This window comes from Magnetospira thiophila (assembly GCF_054657015.1).
Genome location: NZ_BAAHXF010000001.1, coordinates 1,517,070 through 1,535,989, shown reverse-complemented (window position 1 = coordinate 1,535,989; position 18,920 = coordinate 1,517,070). Strand labels below are relative to the sequence as shown.

16 protein-coding genes are annotated in these 18,920 nt (G+C 62.7%); 5 read left to right on the top strand and 11 right to left on the bottom strand.

Annotated elements, in window-relative coordinates:
• Positions 1–130 precede the first annotated feature (130 nt).
• Positions 131–2,965, top strand: coding sequence for an ATP-binding protein (locus tag ACYQ1P_RS07445; protein WP_460019710.1), 2,835 nt, complete (start codon positions 131–133; stop codon positions 2,963–2,965).
• Here the strand turns inward: ACYQ1P_RS07445 and cobM are convergent, their stop codons facing one another.
• From cobM to ACYQ1P_RS07410, 7 genes are read right to left on the bottom strand one after another with little or no spacing between them, the layout of a single operon-like run.
• Positions 2,966–3,730: a precorrin-4 C(11)-methyltransferase gene (gene cobM / locus ACYQ1P_RS07440; protein ID WP_460019709.1), complete on the bottom strand. Its 765-nt coding sequence runs from the start codon at positions 3,728–3,730 to the stop codon at positions 2,966–2,968.
• Positions 3,731–3,734: 4 nt separating this feature from the next.
• The gene (locus ACYQ1P_RS07435; protein WP_460019708.1) at positions 3,735–4,319 is read right to left on the bottom strand and encodes a hypothetical protein; all 585 of its coding nucleotides are present in this window, start codon (positions 4,317–4,319) and stop codon (positions 3,735–3,737) included.
• Between the two features lie 18 nt (positions 4,320–4,337).
• Positions 4,338–6,125 carry a precorrin-3B C(17)-methyltransferase gene (gene cobJ, locus ACYQ1P_RS07430; protein ID WP_460019707.1) on the bottom strand — a complete coding sequence of 596 codons (1,788 nt, stop codon included), beginning with the start codon at positions 6,123–6,125 and terminating at the stop codon, positions 4,338–4,340.
• Positions 6,122–6,823, bottom strand: coding sequence for a precorrin-2 C(20)-methyltransferase (gene cobI / locus ACYQ1P_RS07425; RefSeq protein WP_460019706.1), 702 nt, complete (start codon positions 6,821–6,823; stop codon positions 6,122–6,124). The genes cobJ and cobI overlap by 4 nt, the downstream gene beginning before the upstream one ends.
• The gene (gene cbiE / locus ACYQ1P_RS07420; protein WP_460019705.1) at positions 6,820–8,028 is read right to left on the bottom strand and encodes a precorrin-6y C5,15-methyltransferase (decarboxylating) subunit CbiE; all 1,209 of its coding nucleotides are present in this window, start codon (positions 8,026–8,028) and stop codon (positions 6,820–6,822) included. Before cbiE ends, cobI begins: the two co-directional genes overlap by 4 nt.
• The gene (locus tag ACYQ1P_RS07415; RefSeq protein WP_460019704.1) at positions 8,025–8,705 is read right to left on the bottom strand and encodes a precorrin-8X methylmutase; all 681 of its coding nucleotides are present in this window, start codon (positions 8,703–8,705) and stop codon (positions 8,025–8,027) included. Before ACYQ1P_RS07415 ends, cbiE begins: the two co-directional genes overlap by 4 nt.
• The gene (locus ACYQ1P_RS07410; RefSeq protein ID WP_460019703.1) at positions 8,653–9,606 is read right to left on the bottom strand and encodes a sirohydrochlorin chelatase; all 954 of its coding nucleotides are present in this window, start codon (positions 9,604–9,606) and stop codon (positions 8,653–8,655) included. Before ACYQ1P_RS07410 ends, ACYQ1P_RS07415 begins: the two co-directional genes overlap by 53 nt.
• A 193-nt stretch (positions 9,607–9,799) precedes the next feature.
• Between ACYQ1P_RS07410 and ACYQ1P_RS07405 the strand changes: the two genes are divergently transcribed.
• Positions 9,800–10,006 carry a hypothetical protein gene (locus ACYQ1P_RS07405; protein WP_460019702.1) on the top strand — a complete coding sequence of 69 codons (207 nt, stop codon included), beginning with the start codon at positions 9,800–9,802 and terminating at the stop codon, positions 10,004–10,006.
• A 45-nt stretch (positions 10,007–10,051) separates the two neighbouring features.
• The gene (cbiB, locus tag ACYQ1P_RS07400) at positions 10,052–11,029 is read left to right on the top strand and encodes an adenosylcobinamide-phosphate synthase CbiB (RefSeq protein ID WP_460019701.1); all 978 of its coding nucleotides are present in this window, start codon (positions 10,052–10,054) and stop codon (positions 11,027–11,029) included.
• On the opposite strand, the gene ACYQ1P_RS07395 is transcribed toward cbiB, so the two are convergent.
• Positions 11,016–11,678, bottom strand: coding sequence for an HAD family hydrolase (locus ACYQ1P_RS07395; RefSeq protein ID WP_460019700.1), 663 nt, complete (start codon positions 11,676–11,678; stop codon positions 11,016–11,018). The genes cbiB and ACYQ1P_RS07395 overlap by 14 nt on opposite strands.
• Positions 11,662–12,540: an SDR family oxidoreductase gene (locus ACYQ1P_RS07390; RefSeq protein ID WP_460019699.1), complete on the bottom strand. Its 879-nt coding sequence runs from the start codon at positions 12,538–12,540 to the stop codon at positions 11,662–11,664. The genes ACYQ1P_RS07395 and ACYQ1P_RS07390 overlap by 17 nt, the downstream gene beginning before the upstream one ends.
• 77 nt (positions 12,541–12,617) lie before the next feature.
• On the opposite strand from ACYQ1P_RS07390, the gene ACYQ1P_RS07385 reads away from it, so the two are divergent.
• The gene (locus ACYQ1P_RS07385) at positions 12,618–13,052 is read left to right on the top strand and encodes a hypothetical protein (RefSeq protein WP_460019698.1); all 435 of its coding nucleotides are present in this window, start codon (positions 12,618–12,620) and stop codon (positions 13,050–13,052) included.
• A gap of 3 nt (positions 13,053–13,055) precedes the next feature.
• Here the strand turns inward: ACYQ1P_RS07385 and mutS are convergent, their stop codons facing one another.
• Entirely contained in the window at positions 13,056–15,668 is a 2,613-nt protein-coding gene (gene mutS, locus ACYQ1P_RS07380) for a DNA mismatch repair protein MutS (RefSeq protein WP_460020144.1), read from the bottom strand.
• Positions 15,669–15,829: 161 nt separating this feature from the next.
• Entirely contained in the window at positions 15,830–17,134 is a 1,305-nt protein-coding gene (locus ACYQ1P_RS07375) for a hypothetical protein (protein ID WP_460019697.1), read from the bottom strand.
• A 137-nt stretch (positions 17,135–17,271) separates the two neighbouring features.
• Here ACYQ1P_RS07375 and ACYQ1P_RS07370 point away from each other — a divergent pair, with 137 nt between their 5' ends.
• A complete protein-coding gene (locus ACYQ1P_RS07370) occupies positions 17,272–18,870 on the top strand; it encodes a lysine--tRNA ligase (RefSeq protein WP_460019696.1) in 1,599 nt (532 codons plus the stop codon).
• Positions 18,871–18,920 lie beyond the last annotated feature (50 nt).

Here is an 18,920-nt window from a genome sequence, read left to right as displayed (position 1 = left end):
GCTTACAGGATTTGCATGACAGACCGCGAGACATTTTCTCTTGTTGAGGTGTATACTGAAGAGGCACTCATGCGGCATAAACCCCTGCCGGATTGCCCTGAATCGGTTTTTGACCACAGACCAAAACATTATGCGCCGGATCTTCACCCCCTCCATTCGAACCGCCCTGATATTGCCAACCCTTTTGGTGATTCTATTGACCGGGTCTCTGGTTGGCTATTTTTCCTTTTTCAATGCCAGAACGGCCGTCAACACGGTTTCCGACAAGTTGCGCCGGGAAATGCTGGACCATGTGGTCAGTCATCTGCATCATTTCCTCAATCTGCCCCATGACGTACTGCAAGAAAATGCCCGCGCCTTGAAGAACGGCATTTTGGATCGGCAAAATCCGGATCAATTGGAACGCCATTTCCTGCATCAGAACATCACCTATGGATCGTTCAACAGCATCTATTTCGGCAATACGGACGGCGGCCTGACGGTTGGCGGCATGGAAGGCGACCCCCCGTCCCTGTACGTTATCGCCACGGACAACTTTACGGCCGGACCGTTCAAAAAATACCAGGCCAACACCGAGGGACAGCGGGGCAAGCTGTTGCTGTCGCTGCCCGATTTCGATGCCCGCACCCGCCCCTGGTACAAGGCGGCCCTGAAGGCGAAAGAGAACGCCGGAGCCTGGGGCGACATCTATATCCTGTTCACCGGCCAGGATATGGCCATTTCTCCCAGCTTGGCCGTGCGCCAGTCGGATGGCACGCTTCTGGGGGTGGTCGGTGGTGATATTTTTCTGTCAGGCATCAGCCGCTTTCTGACCAGCCTGCATACCGACCATCCCGGATACACCTTCATCATGGAAAAGTCCGGGATGCTGGTGGCGACCTCGACGACAGAGAGTCCCATCGGGGTCAGTACCGATGGCAAGCACAAGACCCGATTGGCCGCAGTCCAGAGCACAACGCCGGAAATCGCCGCCGGGGCGCGTGAAATCTTCGCCCAACTCGGGGACCCGGGGGCCATATCGGAGCCCCAATCGCTGGATTTTGAGATCCAGGGGCAACGGCACTTCATCGACATTCTGCCGTTCGAGGACCCAAACGGGTTGTTCTGGCTGGTCGCCACGATCATACCCGAACAGGCCTTCATGAAGCCGGTGGAAGAAGGCAACCGCCAGACCCTTTATCTGATTGCGGCCTCGATCGGAATCATGGCCCTCATCGCCGCCTTGTTGGGCCAATGGATCACCCGTCCCATTTTGGCCCTGACCCGCTCCGCCGATGCGGTGGCCAGGGGGCATCTGACCCAACATTGGCATTTGAAACGGCAGGATGAAATCGGAGAACTGTCCCGCTCTTTTGGGGAAATGACCCGACAGCTGGCGCATTCCTTCAACGTGGTCAAAACCAGCGAGGAAAGATTCAAGCGCCTGTTCGAGAATTCTGAAATTTCCATCTGGAACGAAGATCTCACCGAGGTGCTGGAGGCCCTGGACAGATTGCGCCAGGAGGGCATTCGGGACCTTCGCTCTCACCTTCTCGACGATGAAAAACTGGTCTGGCACCTGGTCTGCCTGGTCCGGGTCTCCCACGTCAACGAGGCGACCCTGAAACTGTTCGGCGCCACATCGGGAGCGCTTTTCATCACCCACATCGACCAGGTGTTTGGTGAAAATGCTTTGGCTGTGTTCATCGACGAACTCTGTGCCATTTGGGAGCATCAGAAAAGCTTCCGCGCCGAAGTCCAATTGAGGCATCTGGATGGCCACCCGATCGAGGCCATCATTTCATTCCAGATTCCCGAGACCGCCGAGGGTTTTCGCAGCCTTCCGGTTAGCATCATTGATATTTCCGACCGCAAAAACGCAGAACGGGCGCTGCAAGACAGCGAGTCCCTGTTCCGCGCCATGACCGACACCTCGCCCCTGGCCATCTACATGTCGGTCGGCATCGAGCAACGGGCCAAATACATCAACGACCGGTTCGTCGAATTGTTTGGCTATACCCTGGAGGATGTGCCCTCGGTCGCCGAATGGTGGCCGCTGGCCTATCCGGACGAAGCCTATCGCAACCATTTGATGACCGAGTGGCAACGCCGAGCAGCCCATGCCATCGAGACCCAGAGCGCCATCGAGCCTATCGAAACCAGGGTCACCTGCAAGGACGGTTCCCTCAAAACCATTTCCTGGGGCTTCGTCAGCCTCGGCGACCAGAACTGGGCATTCGGGCTCGATCTCACCGAACGCAAGCGGGCGGAACAGATTCTGGCCGACAAGACCACGGCCCTGGAATTGTCGAACGCCGACCTGCAACAGTTCGCCTATGTGGCTTCCCACGATTTGCGCGAACCCCTGCGCTCCGTCAGCAGCTTCCTGGAACTTCTCAGCCTCAAATATCAAGATGCTCTCGACCAGACCGCTCAGGAGTACATCGGCTTTGCAGTAGCCGGAGCCCAGCGGATGGATTCCCTGATCCAGGATCTGCTGCAATATTCCCGCCTGGACAGCCAAGGCAAGGTTTTTGCCCGCCTCGACACCACAAAGGCGGTGCGCGAAGCCCTCGATAACCTTCAGGTTTTTCTGACGGAAACGGAGGCCCGTGTTTCCTTTGGCACGTTGCCGGAAGTCGTCGGAGATCGACAACAAATCGTTCAACTGATGCAGAATCTGATCGAGAACGCGATCAAATATCGCGCCCCCGACCGCACCCCGGACATTCAAATCGAGGCCACCGTCGCCGAGGGATGGGCCACTTTCTCGGTGCGCGACAACGGCATCGGGATCGAACCGCAATACTTCACGCGCATCTTCATCATCTTCCAACGCCTGCATAAACGCGAAGCATATCAGGGTACCGGCCTGGGTCTGGCGGTCTGCAAACGCATCATCGACCGCCACGAGGGGCGCATTTGGGTCGACAGCGAACCGGGGGTCGGCAGCACGTTTTTCTTTACCCTGCCGGTCGCCGCGTAGTTATTCCGGCAGCGCCGGGCGCAGCACATGGTGATGATCGGCAGCATAGAGGCGGCTGTCCTCGAAGGCCTGCGGGCCGAGCACCGGACCGACCAGGATCAAGGCGGTGCGGGTGATGCCCGCCGCCTTGACCTTCTGGCGCAGGGTCGACAGGGTCGCCTCGATGACCAGCTCGTCGGGCCAGGAGGCGCGATAGACCATTGCCGCCGGACAATCGGCCCCGTAATGGGGAATCAGGTCGCGCACCACGTTGGCCAGATTGGTCACCGAAAGATGAATGGCCAGGGTGGCCCCGCTTTTGCCCAGTTCAGCCAAGTCCTCCCCCTCGGGCATGGCCGACGACCGGGTCGCGGTGCGGGTGAGGATGATCGTCTGGGCGATGCCGGGCAGGGTCAGTTCTTTTTTCAAGGTTGCCGCCGCCGCCGCATAGGCCGACACCCCGGGGCAGATATCATAGGCAATGCCCAGAGCATCCAGTCGCCGCATCTGTTCGGCGATGGCTCCGTAAAGCGACGGATCGCCGGAATGCACCCGCGCCACATCCTGGCCTGCGGCATGCGCCGCCTGGATTTCTGCGATGATCTCGTCCAGGGTCAAGGCCGCCGTGTCAATCACCCGCGCCCCGTCCGGCGTTGCCGCGACAACCTCTGCCGGAACCAGAGATCCCGCATAGAGACAGACCGGGCAGCTCTGGATCAACCGCAGGCCACGCACGGTGATCAGGTCCGGCGCCCCCGGCCCGGCGCCGATGAAATGTACGGTCATGGCGTTACTTCACTCCGCCCTGGACCACCACGTCATAGAGCACGTCGAGCACGACCCCGGTGGCCTTCTCGATCAGCACCACGTCGCTATCCACAACCTGACGCTCGGTGCCCGGCGGTGGCGGCGGCAGTTGAGCCTCCAGAGCCTCGGGCAAATCTCGCTTGTCCAGGCCAGGTGGAAGCTTGCCATGCTTTTCAATGTGTTTCGCCAATCCCGGCGGCAGATTGTCGCGCTTGGCCAAACCCGGTGGCATTCCCTTGCCGTTGTCATGGCTATCCTTCTTGCCGTGCTTCTTCTCTTTTTTATCTTTCTTCTCTTTCTTGTCTTTGTGCTTGTCCCATTTTCCATCCTTGCGGTCGTCCTCGTCATCATCATCATCGTCGTCGGACCGTTTGGCGGGCGGGGTGCCCTGGACGGCGGCGCGGGTGGTCTCCAGAACCTCCCGGGCGGCCTGCGCCTTGTCACCGAAGAAATGCTCGATGGCGCGGCGTTCCGCCTCCTCGAACAGGATATCCTGCGCCGTAGGAGTCTGCGCCCGGGCCTCGGCGAAGGTCAGCAGCAAACCCAAAAGGACATATAAAACCCGCATATCTATGACTCCTGAAAATTATTGTGCATCCATTTTGCGGGCATAGCCGCGCGGTGTATAGACCCGACCGCGCCAATGACGGCTATTGGACGACCCGACCAGCACCAAGGTGAGCATGTCCGCATGGTCCGGCGTCAATTCACCCAGGGTAATCACCCGCACCTCTTCCCCCTCGCGGCCCAGGTTGCGGGCCAGCACGACCGGCGTGGTGGCGGGGCGTCCAGTCAGCAGGATATCCCGCGCCGCCGCCAGTTGGGTGCATCGGCGCTGCGACACCGGATTATAGAAGGCAACCACGAAGTCGCCGGAAGCCGCCCCGTGCAGCCGCCGTTCGATATCCGGCCAGGGAGTCAGCAGATCGGACAAAGAGATGGTGCAGAAATCGTGATTGATCGGCGCGCCGATACGGGCAGCGGCGGCCTGTAGGGCGGAAATCCCCGGTTCCACGGCCACATCGAGCCGGTTCCAGGCGTCCCGGTCCTCGCGCGCCATCAGCTCATAGACCAACGTCGCCAGGGCATAGATCCCTGCATCGCCGGAACAGATCAGCGCCACCGAGCGGCCCTCGGCGGCCAGATCCAAAGCCAGCCGCGCCCGCTGTTCTTCGGTGGTCAGCGGCGATTCGTGGCGGTTCCGACCGACCACCAGGTCGCCCAACAAATCCAGATACAGTCCATAGCCGACCAGATCCGTCGCCTCGATAATAGCCCGAGTGGCGGCAGGGGTACGCCAGGATGCCGCCCCCGGCCCGATCCCGACGATGCGCAACCGCCCCCGTGCCCGCCCAATATTATGCGCCGCAATGCCGCTGCCGAGCCGGGCCAGGGCGCAGGTGGCGTTTGCCGTCTTGGTTTTTTCAACAACTAATGTGCCATGGCTTCCCACGGCGGCCAGCGCCGCGCCTTCGGCCACCCCGTGACAGCCCACCTCGGCAAAGACCACCTCGGACGGGTTGAGCAGCCGCCCCGTCTCGGCCTCCAGTTCCGCCGCCGAAAAAAAGCGCGCCGGGACCTCCAGCCGTCGGGCCAGGGCCAGCACCGCCGGTTCATCCATTTTCACATCCAGAGACGCCACCAGCGCCACCGATTTTGCCGACCATCCGGCGCGGGCCAGGGTCTCGGTGACCAGGGCGTCCAGTTCTTCCGGCGGGCAATCGCGGGAACAGCCGACGCCCAGGGCCAATGTGGGCGGATGCAGGACCAAATCGGTGGCCGTGCCTGCCGCCGCCTTATCGGTACAAAGCACCGTATGGGTGCCGGTCTCGGCGAACGGCACGCGGTCCAGCCAACCCACCTCTCCGGCTTCATGCAACAACCCCACCGGCAGTCCATTGAGCAGCGCCGCCATCACCGGCTTGGCCGCCTCGGGATTGCCCAGCTTCCAACCTGCGGGCGGCGCATCCAGGGCGACCCCGAAGGCGGCATCCCCCGCCGTGGTCAAAGCCGCATGGCCATCCAACAGTGCCGCGACCTGTTCGGCCAGCCGGTTGGCCCCGTGATGGCCGCCAAGCAGCGGCACCACCGAGGCCCCGTCGCGGGCCACCGCCAGCACCGGCGGTTCATCACGCTTGTCACTCAGCAGCGGGGCCAGTGCACGAATGACAATGCCCGCCGCGCAAAAGGCGATAATCGGTGTCCCTTCGGCAAACAGCCCCCGAAGATGCTCGGCCACACCGGAAAACGGCACATCGGCCCCGCGCACCCGATCCTCCAGCCCATGCAAAACCGCCCCGGGGAGGGCGGCACAGAGTTGTCGTGCCAACCCCATGGCCCCTTGATCGAGAACGACGACAGCGGTCACGGTCATTGGCCCGCCCCTCCCTTGCGATGAATGAGCACCATGGAAAAATAGGGAGCCTCGACTGTGGTGAGTTCCCCGAAGCGGCAAACCCGTTGGTCGTTCATCCCCGCCCGCTCCACATACCAGGCCTGGTCGGTCAGATTGAGATGATCGAGTACCCGGCGCAGCTTGTCCAGATGCCGCCCCACTTTCATCACCGCCGCCGCGTCGCAGGAGGCCAGCCGCGCCGTCAGCATTTCCTCGTCGAGGGTTGCCGGAACAACGATCAGGGTTTCATCATAAGATGTCAGCGGCATTCCGGCGGCGGCGGCACAAGCCGTGACCGAAGTGACCCCGGGAATGACCTCGATCGGAAATCCCTCAACAAGACGCTGATAAATATAAAGAAAAGAGCCATAGAAAAAGGGATCGCCGACACATAGCAGGGCCACGTCCCGTCCCGCCGTCAAATGACCGGCCAGGGTGTCCGCGTGGCGGTCATAGTATGGCGCGGCATCCGCCCCCGGGCGCAGGGGAACCCGCAACGTCAACGGCGTGCAACCCGCCGGAAGGTGCGGCGCAGCGATGGCCTGAGCCAATGAGTCACCCTGCTCCGGGGCCGCCACCGCGACCACGGGCACCGACTGAAGGATCTTCAACGCCTTGAGGGTAATCAAATCCGGATCGCCCGGCCCGATGCCCAGTCCATAAAGGGTTCCGGTCATGGCTTGACCGCCCGCAGCTGGGTAACCGGGGCCTTGGACTCCCAGACCATCTGCCTGCCGACAGCCTTGGGGTGACTGACCGCCAGCCGCACCAAGTCCCCGCCATTTGCGTCCTGAAAATCCAGCAACGCCCGCTCTGCCGCGATGGTCACCCCGTTGGCCACCAGACGCCCACCCCTGTTCAAATAGCCCCAGGCTTGTTGCAACAACCCATCGTGCCCAACCCCGCCGCCGACGAAGATCACATCCGGGGAGGTTTCGATTTCAGCCAGAATTTCAGGCATGTTTCCTTGCAGGATGCATATTTCCGGCACCCCCAGGGCCAGCGCGTTGCGGGCAATGCGGGCCGCCCGAACCGCATCGCGCTCCACCGCCAAGGCCCGCGCGCCAGGCACCGCGCGCAGGGCTTCGATGGCGACCGATCCCGACCCGGCGCCTAAGTCCCACAGGCTCTCCCCCGGTTGCAGGGACAGGGCAGCGACCGTCACCGCGCGGACCTCGCGTTTGGTCAACTGGCCGTCGTGCTCGAAGCTGTCGTCCGGCAACCCCGGCGTGAGCGGCAGGATTCGGGCATGGGGGCCGGGATGGCAGCTCACGGCAATGGTATTGAGATTGGCACAGCATCGCTCTTTCCAGGTCTTGGCCGTACCCCGCCGGATGTTTTCCGCCGCGCCGCCCAGATGTTCAAGCACCGTCATGCCGCTCGGCCCCCAGCCGTCCTCGGTCAGCAGTTTCGCCACTTTGGCCGGACTTTCCCCGTCCTGACTGAGGATCAGCAGCCGCCGCCCAGGGGCCAAATGTCGGCGCAGAGCCTCGATGGGCCGTCCGTGAATGGTTGTGGTGACAACCTCGGCCAGCGGCCAGCACAGCCGGGCCGCGGCCAGACTGAATGCCCCCGGCAGCGGCAGAACGACCATTTCCTCGGGGTCCAAATGACGGCTCAGGGTGGCTCCGATGCCATACCATTGGGGATCGCCAGAGGCCAGCACCACCACCTGTTGACCGCGCGCCGCCAGTACTTTTTCCAGCGTTTCATCAAAACCGTCAGCCCAGTTGAGAATCGGACAAGCCGCTGAAACAAAAGACAGATGCCGCGCCCCACCGACGAGCAGTTCCGCATTGTCCACCAGCGCCCGGACCGCCGGAGACAGGGAGGCCAGTCCGTCGTCGCCGATGCCGATGATATGCAGCCAGGGCGCGTTCATTGCCCGGCCCCGCCGACCAGGGCATTGACCGCCGCCGCCGCCAGGGCGGAGCCTCCGGCGCGACCGCGCAGGGTGACAAACGGGATATCCCCCGCATGGTCGATCAAAGCCTGTTTGGATTCGGCGGCCCCGACAAAGCCGACCGGGAAACCCAGAATCACCGCCGGACGGTGCACATCCTCGCTGAGTTGCTCCAACAACCGGAACAGGGCTGTTGGCGCATTGCCGATGGCCACCACCGCACCGCCCAAATCCTCCGCCCACAGGTCCAGCGCCGCCGCCGCCCGTGTCGTGCTCCGTTGTTGTGCCAACCCGGGCACCCGTGGATCGTTCAACCGGCAAATCACCGCATTGTTGCGCGGCAATCGCGCCCGGGTGATGCCCTGGGCGACCATTTCCACGTCCACCAGGATCGGCGCGCCGTCGTGCAATGCCCTTTGCCCAACTGCCGCCGGATCGCCGCCCCAGGCCAGATCGTCAATCAATTCCGGACGCCCACAGGCATGAACCAGCCGCAGCACCAAGCCATGCAAAGAGTCGGGCAGGGCGCTCAGATCGCAGGCCGCCCGCGCCATCTCGAAGGACCGGGCGTAGATGGCTGCCGGATCGCGCAGATAATCGAACTCAGTGCTCATGGTCATGATGATGATGGTGACCATGACCATGGGCGTGATCATGGGCATGATCATGGGCCTCGTCGTCGGTGCCGATGCCGCGCACATGGTGATGATGCCCGGCCTGTGGCATGCCCACTTCCGCCTCGCGACCGATGATCTGTTCGCGGTATTTGCACAATTGGCAGTTCATCAGATTGTCGCCGCTTTCCATTTCGAGGAGCCGCGACAGAAAGGTCTGGATGACCAACGGGTGGTCGTTCAAATAGGGGGCCTTGAGAAACTCGATCTCAGGATGCGCCGCCGCCGCCGCGTCAACCCAGGCATGGATGCGCTTGACCAACCGCCCGGTGAACAGGAAGTAGGGAAACACCACGATGCGCTTGTATCCGAGCCTCACCGCCCGCGCCAACCCGGCATCGACCAGCGGATAGGCAACCCCGGAATAGGACACCTCGCACCAGCCGAAGCCCATTCCCTCCCACAACATGCGGGCCACCTTGGAGATGTTGGAATTGGCGTCCGGATCGTTGGTGCCGCGCCCGACCACCATCAACAAGGTGTCTTCGCGGGACACGGCTTCATCACAGACCGAGGCGATGCGCTCAGCAGCGGCGGTCAGCAACCGGCTGTCGATGGCCAGATCCCGCCCGAACCGTACATCCAACTGCGGATGAGCGCTGGCGAACTCATTGACTTCGCTGGGCAGGTCGTTTTTCACATGCCCGGCGGCGAACAACATGCCGGGCAGGCAGAAAATCCGCTTGGCCCCCCGGTCGCGCAGCTTGTCCAGCCCCTGACGGATCACCGGTTGGGCGAATTCCAGAAATCCGCTTTCCACGTCCACTTGCGGCAAATGCTGGCGCAAATGAACGGCAAGACTGTTGAATTCACTCACGGCTTCAGGGTCGCGGCTGCCATGGCCGCAAATCATCACGGCGGTATCGGGGGGAAGTGTGGTCATGCCTGGTCCATGCCTCCGGGCTAAGGGTGTTGAGTCGGTTGGTCTCTGCCTTCGACCGACGGTGGGCGCGCACTATAATACCTTGCCGAGGCGATAGGAACCCACTCAGATGACCCAAATGTTATAAATTTACCTAGATTTTCTTGTATAAATCCTATACTATAGTTTAATCCACAGGGTGACCCCTTTGATCATGACCACTCAGCCACGTGTCAAATATCAGCAGGCTGCCGAAGAGATTCTGTTGGCCGTGCGCGCTTATTGCGGTCGCTGTCCATCGCGGCCGGTCAGTCTGTTTCCCACATTGCAAGACATTCCGCCCTGTGCCGGGGATTGCCCCGAGGTCGGCCCTTTGATGGGCTACGCCCACGAGATCAAGGCCAATCTCGCCGCCGAATAGCGCTGTCCCGTTGACGGGCGAACGCGCGCCGGTCATCCTGCCGCCATGGACGCCCCACCCCCCCTGATCCTGCTGCTCGCCGCCCTGGCCGTGGATGCCTATCTGGGCGGCATGGACTTTCTGTTCCGTTGGATTCCACATCCGGTGGTGCTCATCGGACGCGCCATCGGCTGGATGGACGACAAACTCAATCGCCCGCAGCGGGGGGTCAATGACCGGCGGCTGCGCGGACTGTTGACGGTGCTGACCCTGTGCGGGGCGGCCTGGATCATCGGCTGGGGGGTTTCCTGGCTGAGTACCCATTATCCCCAGGGCTGGGTAGTGGAACTGTTGTTGCTGATCACCTTGTTGGCGCAGCGCGAATTGTTCGACCGGGTGCGCGCCGTCGGGGTCGCCCTGCGCGACGACAGCCTGGAAGCCGGGCGGCGCGAAGTCGGCCATATCGTCGGGCGCGACCCGGCGTTACTCGACGATCACGGGGTGGCCCGCGCGGCCATTGAATCCTGTGCCGAGAATTTTTCCGATGGGGTGGTCGCCCCGGTGTTCTGGTATCTGCTGTTCGGTTTTCCGGGGTTGCTGGTCTACAAGACTGCCAACACCCTGGACAGCATGATCGGCCATCGCACGCCGCGCCACGAGGCTTTCGGCATGGCCGCCGCGCGGTTCGATGACCTGCTGAATTTTCCGCCCGCCCGACTGGCCGGACTGCTGCTCGCCAGTGCCGCCCTGTTCACCCCCAAGGCCTCCCCCTGGAGGGCCTTGAAAACCTTGCTCCGGGACGCTGGAAAGCATCGGTCGATCAATGCCGGGTGGCCGGAAGCCGCCATGGCCGGGGCGCTCGGTTTGTCTCTGGCCGGGCCGCGCCGCTATCGGGAAATGGTGGTCGAAGATCCCTGGATCAACAAATCCGGCACCGCCCAGGCAACGCCCGACCATATCCGACAGGCCCTTTATCTCTATGCGGTGGCCTGTCTGCTCAATGGGCTGCTGGTGCTCGGCGCACTGGTCTTCACGTTGGCATGAGCGACAGCAGGTCGGTCATCCGGGAAAACACCCGCATGGCCCCGGCTTCCTGAAGCTGCTCCCCATAGCCCGGCCCGCAATGGCCGCCCCCGGCAAAGCCAAAGGTCCGCATGCCCGCCGCCCGTCCGGCGCATACCCCGGAGACACTGTCCTCGATGACCAGACAACGGCCCGGCGCAACTCCCATCATCTGTGCCGCATGGAGAAACAAATCCGGAGCAGGCTTGCCGTTCTTGACCATCGCGGCGGAAAACAGATTCGGCGCGAACAGGTCGAACAGCCCCGTGAGGGTCAGCGAGCGTTCGATTTTTGCCGGGGAACCCGACGAGGCGACGCAATGGCGCTGGGGCAAGCCTCGCACCACCTCCGCCACCCCGGAAATGGCCCGCAATTCCCGCCGGAACACCGCTTCATCGCGGGCCCGCACCTGGCCCTCGAAATCCTCCGGCAGGACAATGCCGGTGAGGGCAGTTACTTTTGTCATGACCGACGCCATGGAGATCCCGGTGTAGCGTTCAAAGCAGTCCTCGGAGCTGTGCGGTGCCCCCCATTCGGTCAGCATCTCGGCCAGCACCCGGGCCGCCAGGGGCTCGGAATCCACCAGCACGCCATCACAGTCCCAGATCATCAGTTCAATGGGTTCCGCCATCTTGTGCCTCTGCCCGGAAAATCGCCTCCAGGCCCTGTTCGTAGGTGGGATAGGCCAGGGTCACCCCCAACTCTTCATGCAGACGTCCATTGGAAATCACCCGGTTGTCCTGCCAGAACGTCCGTTGCATGGGCGACATGCCCTCCAGGGCCTGTTCATAGGGCTCCAGGGGTGGCGGCGCAACACCCAACAGGGCACAGGCCTTCTCGGTCACCCGGCGCGGCTCCACCGGCAGATCGTCGGTGACGTTATAAGCCCGCAGGGGGTGCGGTCGGGCCATGGAGGCTTGCAGCACGGTGGCGATATCTTCCACATGAATGCGACCGAACAGCCGTCCGGGACAGTCAATCCGCTTGGCCCGACCGGCCCGCACCCGATCCAATTCGCTGCGCCCCGGGCCATAGATCCCGGCCAGCCGGAACAGATGCAACGGCAGCCCATGACGGCGCGCCAGTTCCAGCCAGCCATCCTCCGCCGCCACCCGGTATCTGGAGCGCGCGGTGGTCGGTTGGCGTGGGGTTTCCTCGTCCACCACCCGACCGGCACTGTCCCCATAGACCCCGGTGGTCGAGAGATAACCGATCCAAGCGACATGCGGACAGGCGGCGATGGTCTCGCCATAAACATTGAGCACCGGATCCCCGTCGGCTCCCGGCGGCACCGAGATCAACAGGTGGCTGGCATCCCGAAGGGCCGCCAATCCGGCACCCTCCAGCGGATGATCACGGTCGAATTGAAACAGGTCGGGACTGCCCTCGGTCGTCTCGCGCCGGGTTCCGGCCACCCGCCAGCCCCGGCCACGCAGGCGTTCTGCGAAAACCGTGGCGCTGTAACCGAGGCCAAAAACAAACAATCTGGGCACGCGGTACCTCCTTGGGGGTTGATCTTTGCGTCCTGGGACCCGACTTTAAGCGCAACACGCATCAAGAGGAAATGTTCATGAGCCCCACGCCGCAACAACGCCGCGCTGCCGAGGTCGCCCCCGGCTCCCTGGTCCAGCGGGAAGATGACGGACCACTCTTCCTGAAGGCCGAGCGGATCGGCACCGATTATATTCATCATTATCTGGTGCAGTTGCACCCCCGACCCACTTCCGAAGCCGACAAGCGCATTCATTACCTGGACCCCGACGACCTGTTGCTCGACCACCAGTGCAAACCGACCCTCCAGACCGGGGCTGCCAGCAGCCGTACCGAGGCCCGTTGCGGCGACCTGTTCACCACCGCCAAGGGCACCTTTTTCAAGCTGATTGAGGACCCCAAGTCCCAGAAGACGTTCGCCTACGTGGACCCGTCCACCGGCGGCTTCGCCCGCCGCCAGGAGCGCGATGTGCAGGCGGTGCACGGGGAATGGTCGTTGGTGCTCGAAGACTGATTGTTACAGAAGGTCTCGCAGCCGGTAGAGCCATTCCAAAGCCTCCCGGGGGCTCAAGTCATCGGGATTGACCTCGGCCAGGGCCGCCTCCAGCGGCGTCGGCCCGGCGGGCGCGGCACTCTTCGGCGGGGCCTTGGCCAGGGCGGCGAACAGCGGCAAATCGTCGGCCAGTCGGGTCAGGGCCGAGGATTGCTCGCTCTGCTCCAGAGTTTCCAACACCTGTTCGGCCCGCGCCACCACCACTTGCGGCAGCCCGGCCATCTGGCCCACATGGATGCCATAGGAGCGGTCGGCGGCCCCCGGCCCGACCTCGTGCAGGAACACCACGTCGCCCTGCCATTCCTTGACCTTCATGCAATGGCAGGCCAGCGCCGGGAGCTTGGCGGTCAGGGTGGTCAGTTCGTGGTAATGGCTGGCGAACAGACCGCGCGCCTTGTTGACGTCATGCAGATATTCGATCACCGCCCAGGCGATGGACAGGCCGTCAAAAGTCGCCGTGCCGCGCCCGATTTCATCGAGAATGACCAGAGATCGTTCGGTGGCCTGATTGAGGATGGCCGCCGTCTCGACCATCTCGACCATGAAGGTGGAGCGGCCGCGCGCCAGATCATCCGCCGCCCCGACCCGGCTGAACAGCCGGTCCACCACGCCGATGCGGGCGCTTTCGGCGGGCACGTACCCGCCCATCTGGGCCAGCACGACAATCAGCGCATTTTGCCGCAGGAAGGTACTCTTGCCCGCCATGTTGGGGCCGGTCAGCAGCCATAGCCGGTTGTCCGGGGCCAGATCGCAGTCATTGGCCACGAAAGCCTGTTCCTGGCTTCCGGCCAACATGGCCTCGACCACCGGATGACGACCGCCGACGATCTCGAAGTCCAAACCGTCGGTCAAATGGGGACGGCAATAGCGCCGTTCCACGGCCAGGGACGCCAAAGCCGAAGCCACATCCAAGGAAGCCAAAGCGGCGGCGCACAGGGCAATGGGTTCGGCGCGGCTCAATACCTCGCCCACCAGATCCTCAAACAGTGACAGTTCCAGCGCCAGGGCGGCATCGCGGGCCTTGCTGATTTTGGTCTCCAATTCACCCAGTTCCACAGTGGTGAAGCGCACCACGTTGGCCATGGTCTGGCGATGGATGAACGGGCTATCGCCTTGAGTAGCCACCTTGTCCGCCTGTTTGGCCGGGACTTCGATGAAGTAGCCGAGTACGTTGTTATGTTTGACCTTCAGCGTCGAAACGCCGGTCTGTTCCACATAGCGCAACTGCAACTCGGCCATCAGGCGGCGGCTCTCGTCGCGCAGGGTGCGCAGTTCGTCCAGTTCCGCCGCATAACCCGGAGCGATAAACCCGCCGTCGCGGGTCAGCAACGGCGGTTCCGCTTCGAGGGCGCGAGCCAGCCGGTCGGTCAGGGTGCCATGAAATCCCAAATCGCTCAGATCGGCGGCCACCATGTCGGGTGGATTCGCGCCGTCGAGATCCTCACGCACGGCCGCGCCCACCTCCAACCCGACCCGCAGCGCCGCCAGATCCCGCGGACCGCCTCGGCCCAGGGTCAACCGCCCCAGCGCCCGCTCCATGTCCGGGCAACGCTGCAACCGGTCGCGCAGTTTCTCCCGTTGGGCCGGGGAATTGATGAAAAAAGACAGGCCGTCAAGTCGTTGGTCGATGGACCGGGGATCGGTCAGCGGGGCGGCCAACCGTGCCGCCAACCGTCGCGCCCCGGCCCCGGTCACCGTGCGGTCGATGGTCGCCAGCAGGGAACCTTGTCGAGAGCCGCTCAGGGTGCGGGTCAATTCCAGGTTTGTCCGGGTGGCGGCGTCGATTTCAAGCACCGCCCCCTGGGCCAGCCGTTGCGGCGGGGTCAGGCGCGGCAATTGACCCTTCTGGGTCAGGTGCAGGTAATCGACCAGCGCTCCCCCGGCCGCCAATTCGGCGCGCGAATACTGGCCGAAAGAGTCCAGGGTCGCCACATCGAACAGGCTTTCCAATCGCTTGCGGCCATTTTCACTGTCGAAGCGGGCACCCGGCAGCGGCGTCAGGGCGGCCTTCCAGTCGTTGAACAAATCGAACAGTTCGGGGTCTTCCAGCAGCCGATCCGGCACCAGCAGCTCCCCCGGGGTCAGCCGGGCCAGGGCGGCGGCCAGGTCTCCGACGGCCAGCGGCTGCATGTTGAATTCGCCGGTCGACATTTCCAGCCAGGCCAAGCCATAGGCCCCGCGCAACGCCGCACAGGCGGCCAGATAGTTGTGCGACCGGGCATCGAGCAGGCTGTCCTCGGTCAGCGTCCCCGGGGTGATCATCCGGGTCACCTCACGCCGCACCACCGATTTGGCCCCGCGCTTCTTGGCCTCGGCGGGGTCTTCGGTCTGCTCACAGACCGCCACCTTGTGTCCGGCCCGAATCAGCCGGGACAGATAGGCTTCGTGGCTATGCACCGGCACCCCGGCCATGGGGATGTCTTCGCCCAGATGCTTGCCGCGCTTGGTCAGGGTGATGTCGAGCACCGCCGCCGCCGTCACCGCGTCGTCGAAGAACATCTCGTAGAAATCGCCCATGCGATAGAACAGCAGTCCCTCCGGATGCCGCGCCTTGATCTCCAGATACTGGGCCATCATCGGCGTGACCTCCGTATTGGCGGCCTTGTCCGAGGGGGCGGTCTCGACAACGGGTTTAGACGTACGGGGCACGGCTTTCAGGGTCCTGGGAGGTGATTAATGACAATTTACCAATATGTTAGGTGCATTGTAGGCGCAGACGACAGGACGGGAAACCTCTTTTATTGATACAGGGGCAGGGCCGCGATGCGACTGTCGATGAATCTCAGCATATCCTGATATCGCGGGTCCTCTATGGTCCCGAAAGCCTGTTGGAATTCCGCTTCCGCCAGACTGCTGGGCAGATCGGAGATCTCGGGAAAATATTGGCCGTCGGCAGCGTCCGATCCCAGGACTTCCTGTATGCGGCGGGCGCTCGCCTCGGACTGCAAGGCGAAATCGGCGATCTTGATCCCGGCCCGGTCGGCGGCCAAATCATCGAAGCTAAAGCCGCTGCCACCGTGGGAGCTGTCCAACAGTTCCTTGACCTCGCCGACCACGAAGGCCGGGGCCACATCGGAGACCAGGCGCAGATAGGCCGAGAAAGCAAAATGCAATGCCAGATCATGGCGTCCACCCAGATGGGTGAACCGACAGCGGGAATAGTGATGGCGCAATCGTCCCTGGCGTACGTCGCCGATGGCTTTCTCAAATAGCGGCGGACCGCAGTAGAGGGTCAGGGCCAGCAACGCGGCGCGGTTTTCGGCGATGGGATCGCCGCCCTCTGCCGTGCGCTGGGAGGCCAGGGAAAACAGCGGCAACAGATAGTCCCCCATCTGGTTGGCCCGGTTCCAGGCCTGCAAGGTGCCGACCCGGGTCAGTCGCTCGTAATAGTACCGCACCAAGGCCGGATCGCCCAACGGCTGACGACGCGCCACCGCCCGTTCCAGGCCCTTTTTCAACAGGCCCACATCCCCCTTGAAAAAGCGGTACACCACCCGAACCTTTGATTCATCGACGGCCACCGAACGAACGGCATCCAGGAGCACTTTGCCGGCCCCGTTTTCCAATTGATGATCGAGCAGCAAACGCAGCAGAGGCGAGAACAACCGTCCGGGCAACGAAAATTTGCCCACTTTCAGAACGCCGAAGCGCAGACCCTGACGACTGCTCAATATGGACAGATCCATATTCAAATAGCGTTGCCGGGGCAGGGCCGTGGTCAATCGCAGGTGAAGACGCGAACTCTCGATTTGGGCGCGGACGATCCATGGGGTGCTCACGCCACGGGCGGCCAGCGCCAGCAGCCCGGTGATCTGTTGTTCGGTCAGCAGGCTCACATGGTCGCGGTCCGATTGGGCCAAGGCTCGCTTGACCGATTTCACCAGCCCCTTGAGGCGCCGCGCATCGTCGGCTCCGGGGGTCGCGGCCTGGGCAATGGCGGGCCGGTCATCGGTCACCAGCAGGACCATCCCCGCCCCAACCCCGGCCAGGACCAGGATCAGAATCAGCAGACGAAACAATGCAGCGGCACTGACTAGACCCATGGGGCTATGGGACTCCGTTGTCTCCAGAGGGAGTGCAGGGTGTCACACCCCCGACACGATGAAAAGAACCCAGCGCTTTCTTGACGTGGCAAGCCCGGAGTCCTACCTTCCGCGCGTCCCTTGACTGGAGATTTTTCATGACCGACGACATTCGCGACCTTGCTCAGAATTCCAACGCCTGGCCCTTTGCCGAGGCGCGTCGGGTGGCCAAACGGGTCGGCAACAAGATTCCGGACAAGGGCTATGTGCTGTTCGAGACCGGATACGGACCCTCCGGGCTGCCCCATATCGGCACCTTCGGCGAGGTGGCGCGGACCACCATGGTGCGTCGCGCGTTCGAGACGCTGACCGGCCTGCCGACCAAACTGATCGCCTTTTCCGACGACATGGACGGCCTGCGCAAGGTGCCCGACAATGTGCCCAACCGTGATTTGTTGACCCCCCATTTGGGCAAGCCGCTGACCCAGGTGCCGGACCCGTTCGGCACCCATGAGAGTTTCGGCCATCACAACAATGCGCGATTGCGGGCTTTTCTGGATCATTTCGGTTTCCCCTATGAATTCAAAAGTTCCACTGCCGCCTATCAGGCAGGCGAGTTCGACGCTGCCTTGTTGCGAATGCTGAACAATTACGATGCCGTAATTAATGCCGTTCTGCCGACCCTGGGGGCCGAACGTCAGGCCACCTACTCGCCCTTTCTGCCCCTCTGCCCGCGCACCGGGGTGGTATTACAGGTGCCCATCTTGCACCGCGACCCGCAAGCCGGGACCATCGTCTATGCCGACCCGGAAACCGGGGCCTCGGTGGAAACCCCGGTCACCGGCGGACGCTGCAAGCTGCAATGGAAGCCCGACTGGGCCATGCGCTGGGTGGCCCTGGAGGTGGATTACGAAATGTCGGGCAAGGACCTGATTGATTCCGTCACGCTGTCGACCAAAATCTGCCGCATCCTCGGCGGCACGCCGCCCGAGACCTTCACCTACGAATTGTTCCTCGATGATCGGGGCGAGAAGATTTCCAAGTCCAAGGGCAACGGCCTGGCGGTGGAGGACTGGCTGGCCTACGCGCCGCCGGAAAGCCTGTCTTTGTTCATGTATCAGAAGCCGAAAACCGCCAAGCGGCTGTTTTTCGATGTGATCCCCAAGAATGTCGATGAATACCTGACCTTCATCGACCGGTTTCCGTCGCAAGACATCGGCAAACAGATCGACAATCCGGTATGGCATATCCACGCCGGACAGCCGCCCCATGAAAAAGCTCATCTGAGCTATAACATCCTGCTCAACCTGGCCTCGGTCTGCCATTCGGAAGACCCCTCGGTGCTGTGGCATTACATTGCCCGCTATGCCCCCGAGGCGACTCCCGAAACAGCCCCCATGCTGGACAAGCTGGTCGGTTACGCGATCAATTATTACCGCGACTTCGTCAAGCCCAACAAACACTACCGGCTGGCCACGGCGGCGGAAAAGTCCGCCCTGGAGGATCTGATCGTCGCTTTGGAAACCCTGCCCGATGCCGCCTCGCCAGAGGATTTACAGGGGCAGGTCTACGAGGTGGGCAAGCAGCATGCGGCCAGCTTCCCTGACCTCAAGGACTGGTTCAAGGCGCTTTATCAGATCCTGCTGGGCCAGGATCAAGGACCGCGCATGGGCTCGTTCATCGCGCTTTATGGACAGGCGGAAACCCTGGCCCTGTTGCGCCGGGCGCTGGCCGGTGACGACCTCTCAAAGATCTGAAAAAGGCCGTCAAATTTGGATATTTCAAGGCTTAAGTCCCCTGAAAATCC

What these genes read in the sequence shown, in the direction of transcription:
- ACYQ1P_RS07445 (WP_460019710.1), top strand. Translation starts at nt 131, where the DNA reads ATGCGCCGGATCTTCACCCCCTCCATTCGAACCGCCCTGATATTGCCA.
- cobM (WP_460019709.1), bottom strand. Translation starts at nt 3,730, where the DNA reads ATGACCGTACATTTCATCGGCGCCGGGCCGGGGGCGCCGGACCTGATC.
- ACYQ1P_RS07435 (WP_460019708.1), bottom strand. Translation starts at nt 4,319, where the DNA reads ATGCGGGTTTTATATGTCCTTTTGGGTTTGCTGCTGACCTTCGCCGAG.
- cobJ (WP_460019707.1), bottom strand. Translation starts at nt 6,125, where the DNA reads ATGACCGTGACCGCTGTCGTCGTTCTCGATCAAGGGGCCATGGGGTTG.
- cobI (WP_460019706.1), bottom strand. Translation starts at nt 6,823, where the DNA reads ATGACCGGAACCCTTTATGGACTGGGCATCGGGCCGGGCGATCCGGAT.
- cbiE (WP_460019705.1), bottom strand. Translation starts at nt 8,028, where the DNA reads ATGAACGCGCCCTGGCTGCATATCATCGGCATCGGCGACGACGGACTG.
- ACYQ1P_RS07415 (WP_460019704.1), bottom strand. Translation starts at nt 8,705, where the DNA reads ATGATCACGCCCATGGTCATGGTCACCATCATCATCATGACCATGAGC.
- ACYQ1P_RS07410 (WP_460019703.1), bottom strand. Translation starts at nt 9,606, where the DNA reads ATGACCACACTTCCCCCCGATACCGCCGTGATGATTTGCGGCCATGGC.
- ACYQ1P_RS07405 (WP_460019702.1), top strand. Translation starts at nt 9,800, where the DNA reads ATGACCACTCAGCCACGTGTCAAATATCAGCAGGCTGCCGAAGAGATT.
- cbiB (WP_460019701.1), top strand. Translation starts at nt 10,052, where the DNA reads ATGGACGCCCCACCCCCCCTGATCCTGCTGCTCGCCGCCCTGGCCGTG.
- ACYQ1P_RS07395 (WP_460019700.1), bottom strand. Translation starts at nt 11,678, where the DNA reads ATGGCGGAACCCATTGAACTGATGATCTGGGACTGTGATGGCGTGCTG.
- ACYQ1P_RS07385 (WP_460019698.1), top strand. Translation starts at nt 12,618, where the DNA reads ATGAGCCCCACGCCGCAACAACGCCGCGCTGCCGAGGTCGCCCCCGGC.
- mutS (WP_460020144.1), bottom strand. Translation starts at nt 15,668, where the DNA reads ATGATGGCCCAGTATCTGGAGATCAAGGCGCGGCATCCGGAGGGACTG.
- ACYQ1P_RS07375 (WP_460019697.1), bottom strand. Translation starts at nt 17,134, where the DNA reads ATGGGTCTAGTCAGTGCCGCTGCATTGTTTCGTCTGCTGATTCTGATC.
- ACYQ1P_RS07370 (WP_460019696.1), top strand. Translation starts at nt 17,272, where the DNA reads ATGACCGACGACATTCGCGACCTTGCTCAGAATTCCAACGCCTGGCCC.